Below are 13839 nucleotides of genomic sequence, written 5' to 3'. Positions count from 1 at the left end.
AACTCGCAAGGAGTCGCAAGAAAAGGAGGGAAGGAAAAAGAGATTCTGGAGGTGAGGGTCGTACCTCACCTCCAGAAACCTACCGGTTGCGGAACCGGTATCTGTTTAGGTCGTCGCCGTAGGACGCCCTGTCATTGGTTTCGCGAGCGTCCATTCGCGGAAGTGCAACGCAACGCCCGGAACCCGGAGATGACGGTACGCCCGAGTGCCGAGGGCGTCAAGGGAATTTTGCGTCAGCTCATCCCGCGTTCAAACGCGCTGACACGCACGGGAACGCCGGTCAGAACTCCGTTGCCGACCAGACCCTCGGTGATCGCTTCGTCGGTCAGGTCATTCATCGAAGCACCGGGTTTTGCCGATGCCAGCTTCATGCGCGTGCCTTCGCGCGAATGGCCGAAGCCATGCGGCATGCTGACGACGCCCGGCATCATCTCCTCGGTCACTTCGAGGGCGAGCGACACTTCGCCCACGCGGCTTGCCACGGAGACGGTGCGGCCGTGCTTGAGACCGAGCCGCGTCGCGTCGGACGGATGCATGAGCAGAGTGCACCGCTCCGGCCCCTTGATGAGGCTGGCACAGTTGTGCATCCACGAATTGTTCGACCGCAGCTGACGGCGCCCGATCAGCAGGAAGCCGTTGCCGGCCGCGCCGTCGCCGCCGAAGGCTCCCGCGGCAAGCTGTGCCGACAGGCGCGCGACCTCCGCATCGATCTCCTCGTGCTGCAGATGAATGCGGCCATCTTCGTGCCGGAGGGCGCGATCCAAACCGCCCTCCTTCAAGGGGCCGAGGTCGATGCCAGCCGGCCGGGCACGAATCTCCTCCAGCGTCAGACCATAGGGGCCGCCGGCCAGCAGCATTTCGATGAACTGCTCGGGCGTGGCCGAAAAGTGCGCTTCGGTCGGATTGGGCACCGGCGGCTTTCCTGCCGCGACGGCATCCTCATTGCGCAGCCGCACCAGCTCGGCCGACAGGCGCGCCGTGATCTCCCATTCGCTGAGGCTGTCCTCGTCAGGCTCGAACACCGGATCGCAGAACTTGACCGTGTCGCGCACCGCGAGCTTGTGGAATACCAGGCTGAAGTGCGAGTTCTCGAGCGCGTGCCGCGGCGGCAGTACCACGTTGGCAAAACGCGTCGTCTCGTTGAGCGCCGGGTCGACGCTGACCATGAAATCGAGCGTTGCCAGGGCCGCTTCCAGGCGCCGTCCATTGGGTGTGGAGAGCACGGGATTGCCGGCCATCGTGAAGAGGCCCCGGATCCGTCCCTGTCCTTCCGTCTCGATCTCCTCGGCCAGGCATGCCACCGGCAGCTCGCCGCCGAACTCGACCAGCCCGCGAACTCGCGACTTCCAGCGCCGGTAGCTTCCCTTGGAGGAATAGGACACGGCCGGGTTCGGGAACATCATGCCGCCGACGCGGTCGACGTTTCCCGTGATGAGATTGAGGACGTCGCCGAGGAAGCTCGCCAGGGTGCCGTATTCCTGCACGCAGGTGCCGATGCGCGTGTAACAGGCCGCGCCGTCGGCGGCCGCGAACTGGCGGGCAATGCGTCGGATGTCGGCGGCCGGCACTGCGGTGGCGCCTTGCACGCGCTCGGGCGTGAACGGGTAAGCGAGCTCGCGCATGTGCTCGACGCCGTCGATGCGGCCGTCGGCTGCGCCGAGCCGGACCAGGTTCTCCTCGAAGACGACGTTGATCAGTGCCAGCAGCAGCAGCGCGTCGGTCCCCGGCCGGATGAAGACGTGATCGGTGGCCGCCGCCGCCGTCTCGGTACGGCGAGGGTCGACGACGACGATGCGCCCGCCGCGGCTGCGCAGCTCGCGCAGGCGCCGTTTCATGTCCGGCGCCGTCATCAGGCTGCCGTTGGAGACCAGCGGATTGGCACCGAGGATGAGGAAGTAGCTGGTGCGATCGACATCCGGGACGGCAACCGAAAGCTGTCCACCGAACATCAGATAGGCCGACAGCATCTTCGGAAACTGATCGACCGAGGAGGCGCTGTACTTGTTGCGCGTCCCGAGCAGCCGCAGGAACGCCGGCAGCGACAGCATCGCCGCCAGATTATGAGCCGTAGGGTTGCCGACGTAGCTGGCCAACGCATCGGCACCGTGCCGCTTCTGCACCTCGTGCAGCCCCCGCGCCGCTGCGGCGATCGCTTCCTCCCACGAAGCCTCGCGCCAGCTCTCGCCCGTGCGAATGAGCGGCCGGCGAAGGCGATCGGGATCTTCGTACAGATCCTTGAGCGCGTAACCCTTGGGGCACATGTAGCCCTGCGAGAGAGGATCGTCCTCGTCGGCGCGGATGGAGACGATTCGCCGGTCCTCCGTCTCGATGATCAGGCCGCAGTGAGCTTCACAGAGGTTGCAGGTGCGGTGGTGGATACGCATCGTCGGATCCTGTCACGGCGCCCACTCCAGTCCAGTGGGCCCGACCGATGGGGCCGGGGTGCGTCCAAGGCTTGCGCCAATACCGATCATTCGATTAATTGCGGCCGTGCCAAAGAGCGTGACCGAGGGAGTGGCCGTCGAGGTCGAGTCGTATTTCGTGCCGGAGCAGTCGGATCCGGTCATCGACCGGTACGTCTTTGCCTACCGGGTGCGCATCATCAACGAATCTCCAACCACAGTGCAACTGATGCGGCGCCACTGGTACATCACCGAGGGCAACGGGTCGGTGCGAGAAGTCGAGGGTGAAGGCGTGGTGGGCGAGCAGCCGATCATGGCGCCCGGCGAGAGCCACGAGTACACCAGCGGCGCGATCCTCCAGGGCCCGGTCGGGACCATGCACGGGGCCTACGAGATGCATCGCGAGGACGGGAAGGTGTTCCACGCGGCCATTCCACGCTTCTCGCTGCAGATGCCTCGGACCCTGCACTGAAGCGCCGGCTTCGCCGGCAGGCGCAGCGTCGCTGCCGCCCATGGCCTCGACTTCCACCCGCAACAACATCAGCCGCTCCTGGCTGGTCGATGCGCAGACGGCCGCGCGCTCGCTGCTGGGCTGCGTGCTCGTGCGGGAAACCTGCCGCGGCATCATCCGCGCGCGCATCGTCGAGACCGAGGCCTACCTGCCCGACGATCCTGCCAGCCACAGCTTCGCCGGCCAGAGCGCGCGCAACCGCTCGATGTTCGGCCGCGCCGGGCTCGCCTACGTCTATCGCATCCACCGCTCGGTCTGCCTGAACGTGGTCACCGGCATCACGGGTCGCGGGGAGGCGGTGCTGATCCGAGCGGCCGAGCCGCTCGAAGGGCTCGAGCTGGCGCGGAGGCTGCGCGCAGCGGCCTCGCCGGCTCGCGTGGCGCCCGAGGGCGTGGCGCTGATGAACGGCCCCGGAAAGCTGTGCCAGGCGCTCGAAGTGACGTTGGAGTTGGACGGCATCGATCTGCTGGCACGCGACCGGCTCTGGCTCGAGCGCGGCGCGCGGCGCGCGGGCGTTCGCGTCGAGGTTTCCGCGCGCATCGGCATCACCAGGGCCAGCGACCTGCCGCTGCGCTTCTACGAGGCGGGCAACCCGTGGGTGTCGCGTCAGCGGAGCGTGACCAGTTCTTCCGCAGTCGAAGGGTGAATTCCGACGGTGGCATCGAAGTCGGCCTTGGTCGCGCCCATCTTCACCGCCACCGCGAAGCCCTGAATGATTTCGGGCGCATCGCGGCCGATGACGTGGCAGCCGAGCACCTTCTCCTCGCCGGCCGTCACCACCAGTTTCACCAGCGTATAGGAAGCTCGGCCGCTCAGGTTGTGAAGCAGCGGCCGGAACCGCGCCCTATAGACGCGCACGCCATCTTCGCCATGCACGCTTCTCGCTTCGAGCTCGGTCATGCCTACGGTGCCGATGGGCGGATCGGTGAAGACGGCCGTCGGGATGTTCTCGTAGCTCATGACGGTGTTCTTGCCGCCGAAGATGCGGTCGGCGATGGCGCGCGCAGCCTGGATCGCCACCGGCGTCAGCGGCGCGCGGCCCGTGACGTCGCCGACTGCCAGGATGCTGCCCACGGCCGTGACGCCGTCCTCGCCGCAGACGACGGCGCCGTTGGCGTGCAGCTCCACCCCGACGTCCTCCAGACCGAGGCCGTCGGTGTTGGCCACGCGTCCGGTCGCATAGAGCAGACAGCAGTCGGCGCGCAGATCCCCGGGGCCCGTGCTGCCCTCGACGTGCACGCTCACGCGGTCACCGCCGCGGCGAATGGCGGTGACGCGGCTGCGAGTATGGATGATGATGCCGGCGGCTCGCATCGCGCCGTCGAGCTCGCGGCGCAGATCCTCGTCGAACCCGCGCAAGGGAAGCTCGCCGCGCAGCACCATGTGAACCGCGGCGCCGAGCGATCGCAGGATGCCGGCGAACTCGCAGGCGATATAGCCGCCGCCCACCAGCACGACCTCGTCAGGCCGCCGCTCGAGCTCGAAGAAGCCGTCGCTGGTCAGCGTGTTCTCGGCGCCCTCGAGCTCCGGAACCCACGGCCGCGAGCCGGTGGCGACGAGGATGTAACGGGACTCGAGCGTTCGGCCCTCCACATCGACGGTGTGGGGGCCGGTCACGCGTGCGTGTCCGCGCAGCATCTCCACGCCCGCCTCGCTCAGCAACCGCTCGTGCGTCGCCTCCAGCGATGCCACCGCCGCATTGCGCGCCCGCACCAACCGCGGCCAGTCCAGCGACGGCGCGGCGATGTCCCAGCCGTAGCCGCGCGCGTCTTCGAACGCATGCGCGAACTCGGCCGCGTACACCATGAGCTTCTTCGGAACGCAGCCGCGGATGACGCAGGTGCCGCCGAAGCGGTCCTGCTCGACGATGGCGACCCTGGCGCCGTACGAAGCGGCGCGCTTGGCGCCCGCCAATCCGCCGCTGCCGGCGCCGAGAACGACGAGATCGTATCGGGATGTCACGCCGCCGCACTACCAAAGTCGCTCGGCGGCTCAACACCGGCGCCGGGCCGGCCGGTCAGCCACGAGCTGCGCCGGGCAGCGGCGCGATCGCGCGCCGTTGCCGCGACGCAGGAAGAACGCGCCGCAGCGAGCGGGCGACGCGTACCGTCGAACGGCGGCGCATCTATGTCCTGTCGATCGGACGCGGCGGGCGGCGGCGCCAGACGCCGCCGCCGCCGTGTGCGGTGAGAATCAGTGGATCGTATCGGATTCCGGCAGATCGCAGTCAATGCAGTAGTACGCGCTGCCGAGCAGACGATAATCGTGCGCCAGCCGGATGGTCAGGCTCACCACGCGCTGCAGCGCGGGCTTGTCGCCCGGAGCGTACGGTTTGTCTGCCATGTCGATGTGAATGGTCGCCTCGTCGGCGCCCGGCCCGGGGACGATGCGGAAAAGCCCCGGATATTCGCGTATCGCCGATGGCATCACGCCGAGAAGAGGCAGCACCGTCGCCCAGAACTGATCGAGATTGCCGCTGTCCCGAATGATGTCTTCGACGTGCACATCCTGATCATGGTTCGCGTCGGCCTCGGATGCCTCGACGGCTGCAGGCTCGGAAACCATGGTGGGATCCACACCGCTGACTGCGGCTTCGGTTTCTTCTTTTTTGCTCCACATGTGCCCGTCCTACCTAATCATCTTCGACTTGATCGCAATCCTTCGGGTGCTGCCCTCTCCCAAGCGGCTTGGCACGCGTTCGTCTGCTAAGACGGTCGTCAACGAGCGGCATTCGTCGAATCGCGCGAGCCGTGGCGTAAGTGAGGCTTCTTTGTTTGGATGCCGGAGCGATGGCGGCGGTGCGAGGCGCAGGCTGGGCGAAATCGTGCGTCTCGATCAGGCATCCGATGCGCGAAGCAATGGGAGCATGAAGCCTCGCCTGCTGCAGCGACTGCGCTGCTGCCTGAATGGGACACGCCTGCGTGTCGTGTGCGATGGCACCGCGCGCACCCCGTGTCCTTTGTGGCCATGCCCGGTCCCGGTGCGGGCCGGGTCGCTGCGACGGTATCCGTGACCGCGGCAAGCCGGCCCCGGGCCTGCGCGCCGGGCTGCAGCCAGCGGCCGCGCCGCGGCCGCACCATCGATGCCCATGGCTTCGCCAGCTGTGGCCTCGCCGCGTCGCGAGCCGGACGACCCTGGTGGTCGGGCTGGGCCCGGAACGGCGCGAGTCATCGACCGGTCGGCCCACGGAAAGCGCAAGATTTTCGGTAACTTGGTTGGCAGGAGGGCCCGGAAGGCTGCGGCTTGGAAGATCGTATCCAAGACGCCTTCCGGGTGGAGCCCTGCCGGGCCCCACCCGTTAAGGCGCCCGGTTTGCGCCGAAGGAGGCAAAAGGCGCGGCTAAAGATTGCCGCCGACTTTCCTCCCAGCCAATAGGCATCGTGAGGTTTTCGAGCGCGGCCGCCAAAGCCGGCCTTTTTTCGAGGTTTGGCAGTCCTCGCGCAGCCGTGACGCGCTCCGTCGCCGGCCCCCCTGCTCCGATGGCTCCGTGCAAGCGCTTGAGTTGTAAGGGGAATCGCCAGCGCCTCGAAAAGGGCCGAAACCATCGGGCCGTCGGCGCAGCTGCGCAAAAATCTTTAGGTTTTACGCGGGCTTGCGCGCCTCTAACGAGGCGGGGCCCGCTGGCGCGGCATTGCCTTTGACGGCGCCGTCGGGCACGACGCGGCCGTGCAGGCACTCAACGACTCGCGTGTGGAAGCGGCGCTGCTCGCGTACTTCGACGCGCTCACCAGGCGCGACAAGCAGGCATGGCTCGCGCTGCTCGCGCGCAACGCGATCCTTCACGAGCCGGTCGGTGCGCTTCCCGCCGAGCACGACGAAGGTCGCGAGCAGGTGTGGCAGATGCTTACCGGTCCATTCGCGAGTCTGAGCGTGCAAGCCGAGCAGACGTTCTACGGCGGCAGCGGTGCAGCGGTGAAGTGGCGCGCCCGCGGCCAGGCTGCCGCAACGAGCGGCGCTGCGAGCACAACGCCTCGTCGTTCCATCACTTTCGAAGGCATCTCGATTTTCGAGCTGGATGCCGAGGGCAAGATTCAGACGGTGATGTCGTACTGGGATCCGGCCGAGATGCTCATTCGGCTCGCCGACGAAGGCGTGGCTGCCGACCATTGATCCGCAACGTTCGGACCTGGGCGAGGCGCCGACGCAGCCGGCAAGCCGTTCCCCTGTCCGCTCACAGAGTGCGGTAGCGCCCGTCCTCCAGCTTCATCTCTCCGAGCTCGATCAGGCGCTGCGCATGCTGCGCCATCATCACCTTCTCCACGTGCGGCTGCCACGGAAGCTGCGGATAGGGTTTGCGGTAGACGATGCAGCGCTCGGCGATCTCCTCGATCGTGCGCGGCTGCCGGCAAAGCTCGAGCAGCGCGCGGTCCCGCTGCCACAACACGTCCGTGTACCGGTCGATGGCCCCGACGAGATCGTCGCGGACGATGCCGGACTCGTGAAAGCTGACCAGCGCGCGGACTCCGTCCAGCGCGCGCAGCCGCGCAAGCGAGGCGATGACGTCGCCGAGGCTGGCAGTGGCGTCGCCGTAGTAGGGCCCGAACCACGTAAGGTCCAGATCGCCCGTGAAAACCACGCCTTCGGGCTCCAGCAGCAGGCACAGGTGTCCGGCGGTATGTCCGGGCATGTGAAGGAAATGGACGCGCGTGCGGCCGAGATCGAGCACGTCGCCGTCGGCGACGGTGCGCACGTCGGTGCGCGGACGGAAGTTGTACTGCTCGACGACCACCCTGGCCCAGGCCGCTTCGGTCGTCGCATCCATTCCGTACGCCGCCAGCAGCGCCTCCAGCGACGCCATCGCCGGCGCGTCCATTTCGTGCAGGATCAGCGGCGCCTGCGGGAACAGGAAGTTGCCGGCGAAGTGGTCCTCATGGGCGTGGCTGTTGACGACGAGGTCGACGCCGCCGACGGCCTCGGCACCGGCAGCGACGACATTGGTAGAGGGATCGACCAGCAGCCGGACGTCGTCCTCGATCAGGATCGAGTTGCCGTTCGGATACTTACCGCCCTTGGCGCCGACGAGAACGGTGACGTCGCCGAGGGAGACGCGCTCGAACATGCGTCGTCGTAGCGCGATTCGCGCGAGGAGTCTTACGCCGGGCGTGCCGCGGCCGCCGCGTAGGCGCGCCGCGGCGCGCCCGGCGCGTAGGCCTCGCACAGGTCATTGAACCCGCACCAGTCGCACAGCGCGCCCGGTGCCGGCGGAAAGACGGTGGCGGTGCGAGCCACCGCGATCCGCGCAGCCAGCCGCTGGCGAATCGCAGCGGCGTCGGCGCGTCGGATGCGCTTGATGTGCGCGCGTGCCGTTCGCAGGTATTCGAGCATCAGCACGATCTCGTCCAGCTGGGGCGACTCGCTGAACATCGCCAGGGCGTACGCATCGAGCTGGTCAGCATCCTTGCCCTCGAAACGCTCCGGGACGCGCGAGCCCGTCTTGAAATCGATGAGATGGAGAGTGCCGCGCGCGTCGCGCGCGACCCGATCGATGAAGCCCTGGAATTGCAGACCCTCGGCCAGATCGAGCACGAAGTGGCGCTCGGTGGCCACGGTCTCGAGGGGGTCGGGCGCAAAGCGCTGGCGGTGGAAGTCGGCGAGCATCTCGGCGCCGCTGCGGCGGTAGTGTTCGATGGCGCCATCGCGGCGGACGACTTTGACGGCGGGGCGGTGGCCGGAGAGCTCGCGGTCGAACTGGCGGCAGTAGCGCTCCACGGCCGCGTCCACGCGCGGCGCGTTGCCGGCCATGCGCTCCTGGTACAGCCACTCCACGCAGGCATGCACCTGCTGGCCCATGAATGCCTCGATCGACTGGAACGCCTCGCGCACGCTGTCCAGATAGCGGTACCGGTAACGCCGCGCGCACTGCTCGAACGTGGTCAGGCGCGAGAAGCTGAAGGCGTCGATGGGCACGACGTGGTTGTGCGCGGCGGGCGCGCGCCGCGCAATGTCGCGCGCGTCATGTTGTGCGCAACGTTGCCACCCGCAGGCCGCGGCGCGCCGGGCAGCGGACGGCGGCGCAAGCCGGCGTGGCGGGATCTGCGACGGTCGCACGGGGATGCACGCCAGCGCCAGGCGCCAGCAGCCGCCGGGCACGGCGCTGCCCGTTTCAGGCGAAACGATAGACGACGACGGCAGAGGCGGCGCAGCGCGAATGGTCGCCGGCGCTGGCTTCGACGGTGGTGGTGAAGATCTCGCCGTCGCGCGCTTCGAGGCAGCCGACCATGCCCACATCGTCGGCAACCGGCTCGCCGAACGCCACCGACAACGACACCGTCGTGCTCTTGCTGGGGATGACCTCGTGGAACGGCTTGCACGCCAGCGCCGCGCAGGTGTCGATGCAGCCCACCAGCGCGCCTTCGTCCAGCATCCCGCCTGCATCGGCATTGCCCGCCAGCGGCATCGTCATCGCAGCCAGCTCACGATCGGAGCGCCGAAGAACGATGCCGGCCGAGCGGATGAACGGCGAGACCAGGGGCAGCGGCGCCTGGCCCGCCAGCGCGCCCCCGCTCCACGCGCGGCGTCTGCCCAGGTACGTGGAGATCGGCTGCGCGGAGGCGAGAACCGGCAGCGCGATGCGATAAACCATCGCCGCCTGCGCGACGAGGCGAGCGCCGGCGAGGACGTCGGCGCGCAGATGCACCGCTTCGCGGCCGCGCTGGCTGACCACCGCCACGGCCCGCAGTGCCTCCTCGCGCGCGACGGCCAGGTAGTTGACGTGCAGCGACAGCATGCGGCCCCGAAGCAAGTCCGTCTCCTGCTGCACGCGCTGGCTCGTCCACGCTGCCAGCGCGCCGGCCCAGCATGCAAGCGACGCGGCGATCCCGCCGTGGACCAGCCCGTAGGTGTTGGCGTGAATGTCCCGGTACGGCGCGTCGACCTCGGCGGTTCCGTCTCCCAGCGCCACGACGCGACCGCCGATGCGCTGCGCATACTGCCCGCGCTCCAGCTCGGTCGCCCGCTGACGTGCCAGCGCGCTCACGGGTCGTTGCGCGCGCGGCCGCGCGCCTCGAAGTCCTTGTGGCCGCGATACAGGTACATGAGGCAGAACGTGCATAGCGGAATCATCGAGATCTGCCACAGCAGCGCGGTTCCGGCCGACGATGCGCCGTAACCCGCAGGCCGCCACAGGAACAGCATCGAGGCCAGCAGCGCACCGAGGTAGATCATCCCGGCCATGCGGCCCCATGGCCGCAGCTGCCACAGTCCCCAGGCGCCGACGGCGTGCACGGCGATGCGCGCAGCGGCGGCGGCGACGGCCGCGCCACCACGAAAGTCGAGCCCGAGCCAGTGCACCGGAGCGGCGGACGACGCGGTGAGCAGCCGCCACAGGTCGTAGGCGACCGCACCCAGCGCAGCCGTCGCCAGCACCGCGACGAAACGCGGCCGCCCGGCAACGGTGACGGCGGGGCGGCGCGGCGGAGCGGCATGGGAATCGGCGGTGCTCATCGGCGTGCGAGGCAGCCCGCGGATCAGGTCGCGACGGGCTTCGGCTGCAGCGCCACCGGCAGCGGCGAGTCGACGGAACGGATGCGCACGTCGCGCTGAGGAGAGGCGATCTCGATTCCGGCAAGCCGCAGCTTGCGCTCGATCTCGACGTGCAGGGCGTGCCGCACACGCGCCACCGCATCGGTTCCTTCGACGAATACGCGCAGCTCGAAATCGATTCCGGCATCGCCGAAGCGAACGCACACGGCGGTGGCACGCGGCTCCTCGAGCACGTCCGCACACTGCCTGGCCGCCTCCAGCAGCAGGCGCTCCACCAGCGCCGTGTCGGTGCCGTAGGCGACCGCCAAGGGAACCACCAGACGCAGCACCGTGTCGGAAAGCGACCAGTTGACGAGCTGTCCCGTGATGAACTCCTTGTTCGGCACGATCAGCTCCTTGCGGTCGAAGTCGACGATGGTCGTGGCACGCATGCTCATCCGGCTGACCGTGCCCGAGACGCCGCCGAGCGTGACCGTGTCGCCGACGCGTATGGGCCGCTCCAGCAGCAGGATCAGACCGGAGACGAAGTTGCCGAAGATCTCCTGCAGGCCGAAACCCAGGCCGACCGAGACTGCCGCCACCAGCCACTGCACGTGCGACCATGCCACGCCGAGATTACGGAAGAGGACGATGCTGCCGACGACGGCGATCACGTACCGCGCCAGCGTCGCGATGGCGTAACGCAGGCCCTGATCGACCGTTGCTCGCTGCAGGATCATCATCTCGAGCAGCGCGGGCAGGTTGCGGCTGCCCACCACGACGAACACCAGCGCGACGATGGCCACGACGAGATTGGCCGCCGTCACCGGCACGCGCGTCTCGACCGGCTTGCCGGCCTCGGCGCCGCTGCCAGGCTGCTCGACCAGCGCCGTCACCGACCACAGCTCGATGCGCTCGAGCCCGCGCAACGCCGGCACCACGTCCGACCACACGACGAAGATGCTGATGGCCAGCCCCGCGCCGACCAGCAGCCGCAGGAGCTGGCGCGTCTGCACGCCGATGACGGAAAGGTCGGTCGTGTCCTCGACGACCTCGACCTCGCCTTCGTCACGCGCGACCGTGATGGTGCGTCCCTCCTCGACCTTGCGCTCCGCGACGCTCTGCCGCGCGCGAGCCAGCCACCGCACCAGCACCGCATTGGTCAGCACGAACAGGAACACCCACCAGCCCGTCCACCACAGGCGCTGCGCGATCTCCCGCGCGGTGAAGTCGTAGCCGGCCAGCGAGAGGCCGCCGATGGTGGCACCGATCAGCAGCGGGATGCGGTAGGCGCGCGCGAGGAAGCGCTTGACCCAGGGCAGCTCGGCACGACGCTGCAGCGTCGCACCGAGGGCACCGCCGGGATGAAGCGCCCGATTCGCACAGGTCGCGATCGTGACCACGCCGGTCAGGAATGCGATGCGGCCGATCGAGTCGGCCCAGCTCTTCTCGGGCTGATTGTCGAAGAAGAACGCGATGGCGAAGGCCGGCAGCAGCAGCGCCTCGAGCACCATGATCTGGCGCCGCGCCACCGCCAGCGCCGTCTCCGGGAATGCCAGGAACGCCCGGCCCGGGCCGCGCGCAGCCGCCGCGCGGCGCAGGAACTCGAGGCCGAACAGCATCGGCGCCGTTCGCTGAAGCGTTTCGGCGACGGCGCGCGAGTAGTCGTCGGCCAACGACGGCGCCGACTCGATCATCCATGCCGCGATCAGCATGAGTGCGGGCCACAGCGCCGCCAGGTACGCGTTGAGCGCCAGCATCTGCACGGTTGCCGCCAGGGGCCCGCCGAAGCCTGCGCCGCGACTCTGGTAGATCTGCCGATGGCGACGGCGCGCGCGCCACCGCAGCAGCGCCGCAGCCGCCCAGCCGAGCAGCGCCAGCGAAACGAAAAGCGGGTCGGTGCGCGCCTTGTCCCGAACGCGCGCGACCAGCGCCGCGGCGTTGCCGGGATCGGCCGCCCACGCCGCCGCCGCGCCGACTTCGCGCAGGCCGCTCAGACGCGGCAGCGTGGTATCGCGGATCCACAAGACGTTCTCATCGAGGAAGCGCGTGTAGCTCTCGACGGCATCGACGAGCTGGCGTTCGCGCGCATCGAGATCGACGAGCGTGGCGAAGTAGGTGTTGGAATCGCGGATCAGCGCATCGAGGTATTCGCGGCGCGTGCGCAGGACGTCGGCTGCGGCGCGCTCGATCGTGGTGCGTTCACCGGCCAGCGCCGGCCCCTGCTCGTCCAGGATCTGGCGAACCTCCGCTTCCAGCTGCGGAAGACCGGCGCGCAGGTCCTCGAGCGTCAGCAGCTGCAGCTGGGCATCGGACATGACGGGCTGGCGCGCTCGGATGCGGCCACGCGCTTCGGCGATGTCCGGCAGCTCGGCGCGTTCCTTTCGAAGCAGCAGGCCGACGGCATTGCTGAAATCGGCGGCCTGCGCCTTCTGACGCACACCCTGCGCGCGCTCCTGAATGCTGATCAGGAGCTGGCCGGTGCTGGCGAGCTCGGCGCCGGCAGCTTCGATCGCGTGCACCAGGCCTTCGGGGCCGCTGCGGCGCGAAGCGAGCCGCGTGCTCTCCTGCGCAAGCTTGCCGAGCACCGGATGCACGCGCTCGAGGGACGCCTGCACCGCGCTGGCCTCTTCGGCCGCCTTCTGCGCCTCGGCCGAGCGCCGGTCGGCCACGGCAGCCGACAGAGAGTCCACCACTGCCCGCTTCGCCTCAATCTTGCCCCGCATCAGCTCGCGCGCCGACTCCAGCAGTTCGCGGCGCGTCTCCAGGCTGGCCAGCTCCAGCTCGAGCGCCTCCTGCCGCCGCATCGCCAGGCGATCCTCGGCAAGGCGCGCGGCCTGGTGCGCCAGCGAGGTTTCGGCGGCAGAGGTCGGCATGGAAGGAAGCTCCAGGCCGCCGAGGAAGTGCTCGCGGCTCAGCCGCAGCGTCGCCAGTTCGCCCGGCAGTCGCAGCCGGCGCTCGGCGAGCTGCCGCAGCTCCTCGTCGATGCGCGCGGCGCTCGATCGCAGCGATTCGAGCGCGGCCGAAGCTTCGGACAGGCGCGTGTCGAGGGCCTCCAAGGACGCGTCGGGGGGAATGGCGGCCGCCTCGCCGACAACCCCGGCCTGCAGCTCGCGCCGGGCCGCCGCGTTCAGCCGCGGCTGCTCCCGCTGGAACGTGTGCAGGGCGTCGAGGCGGCGCTGCCACTGCGCGGCCAGCTCGAGCTGCTCGATCGCCTCCTCGTAGTCGCGAACGGCCTGCGCCTTGGTATCGGCGTCCAGGCGCTCGCTAGCCTGGACCTTCTTGATTCGTTCCTGGATCGACTCGACGTCCAGCGTCAGACCGGTGGCGATGCGGATGGTCTGCTGACCGTTCGACTGTGCGTGCGCCTGCAGGGCTCCGGCCGCGAGAAGGAAGGCGCAGGCCGCGGCCGCCCGACCAAGCCAGGGCCGCGACGACTTCATGCAGAAACGTTTCGACATGGAC

Annotated in this window: 11 protein-coding genes; 3 read left to right on the top strand and 8 right to left on the bottom strand. The window is 68.9% G+C overall.

Going from position 1 to position 13839, the window contains the following annotated elements; genetic code table 11:
- Positions 1-233 precede the first annotated feature (233 nt).
- Positions 234-2384: a molybdopterin-dependent oxidoreductase gene (locus VEC57_12755; protein ID HYB99994.1), complete on the bottom strand. Its 2151-nt coding sequence runs from the start codon at positions 2382-2384 to the stop codon at positions 234-236.
- Between the two features lie 106 nt (positions 2385-2490).
- On the opposite strand from VEC57_12755, the gene apaG reads away from it, so the two are divergent.
- On the top strand, positions 2491-2874 hold the full coding sequence (gene apaG, locus VEC57_12750; protein ID HYB99993.1) for a Co2+/Mg2+ efflux protein ApaG: 384 nt from the start codon (positions 2491-2493) through the stop codon (positions 2872-2874).
- A gap of 40 nt (positions 2875-2914) precedes the next feature.
- Positions 2915-3559 carry a DNA-3-methyladenine glycosylase gene (locus tag VEC57_12745; protein HYB99992.1) on the top strand — a complete coding sequence of 215 codons (645 nt, stop codon included), beginning with the start codon at positions 2915-2917 and terminating at the stop codon, positions 3557-3559.
- Here the strand turns inward: VEC57_12745 and gorA are convergent.
- Both gorA and VEC57_12735 read right to left on the bottom strand, forming a co-directional pair.
- Complete coding sequence (gene gorA, locus VEC57_12740; GenBank protein HYB99991.1) at positions 3520-4875, bottom strand: glutathione-disulfide reductase; 1356 nt, start codon at positions 4873-4875, stop codon at positions 3520-3522. The genes VEC57_12745 and gorA overlap by 40 nt on opposite strands.
- Positions 4876-5106: 231 nt before the next feature.
- Entirely contained in the window at positions 5107-5532 is a 426-nt protein-coding gene (locus VEC57_12735) for a hypothetical protein (protein HYB99990.1), read from the bottom strand.
- A gap of 1047 nt (positions 5533-6579) precedes the next feature.
- On the opposite strand from VEC57_12735, the gene VEC57_12730 reads away from it, so the two are divergent.
- Complete coding sequence (locus VEC57_12730) at positions 6580-7023, top strand: nuclear transport factor 2 family protein (GenBank protein HYB99989.1); 444 nt, start codon at positions 6580-6582, stop codon at positions 7021-7023.
- 61 nt (positions 7024-7084) lie between these two features.
- On the opposite strand, the gene VEC57_12725 is transcribed toward VEC57_12730, so the two are convergent.
- From VEC57_12725 to VEC57_12705, 5 genes are all read right to left on the bottom strand, one after another.
- Complete coding sequence (locus VEC57_12725) at positions 7085-7972, bottom strand: MBL fold metallo-hydrolase (GenBank protein ID HYB99988.1); 888 nt, start codon at positions 7970-7972, stop codon at positions 7085-7087.
- Between the two features lie 32 nt (positions 7973-8004).
- Positions 8005-8820 carry a PD-(D/E)XK nuclease family protein gene (locus tag VEC57_12720; GenBank protein ID HYB99987.1) on the bottom strand — a complete coding sequence of 272 codons (816 nt, stop codon included), beginning with the start codon at positions 8818-8820 and terminating at the stop codon, positions 8005-8007.
- A gap of 196 nt (positions 8821-9016) precedes the next feature.
- Positions 9017-9889 (bottom strand): PaaI family thioesterase, encoded by an 873-nt coding sequence (locus tag VEC57_12715; protein HYB99986.1) that lies wholly within the window; start codon positions 9887-9889, stop codon positions 9017-9019.
- On the bottom strand, positions 9886-10356 hold the full coding sequence (locus VEC57_12710; protein HYB99985.1) for a hypothetical protein: 471 nt from the start codon (positions 10354-10356) through the stop codon (positions 9886-9888). Before VEC57_12710 ends, VEC57_12715 begins: the two co-directional genes overlap by 4 nt.
- Before the next feature lie 23 nt (positions 10357-10379).
- On the bottom strand, positions 10380-13817 hold the full coding sequence (locus tag VEC57_12705; protein HYB99984.1) for a mechanosensitive ion channel domain-containing protein: 3438 nt from the start codon (positions 13815-13817) through the stop codon (positions 10380-10382).
- Positions 13818-13839 lie beyond the last annotated feature (22 nt).

The organism is Candidatus Limnocylindrales bacterium, from assembly GCA_035626395.1.
Lineage (GTDB): Bacteria > Desulfobacterota > Binatia > UBA1149 > CAITLU01 > DASPNH01.
This window is presented reverse-complemented; position numbering and strand designations above follow the sequence as displayed.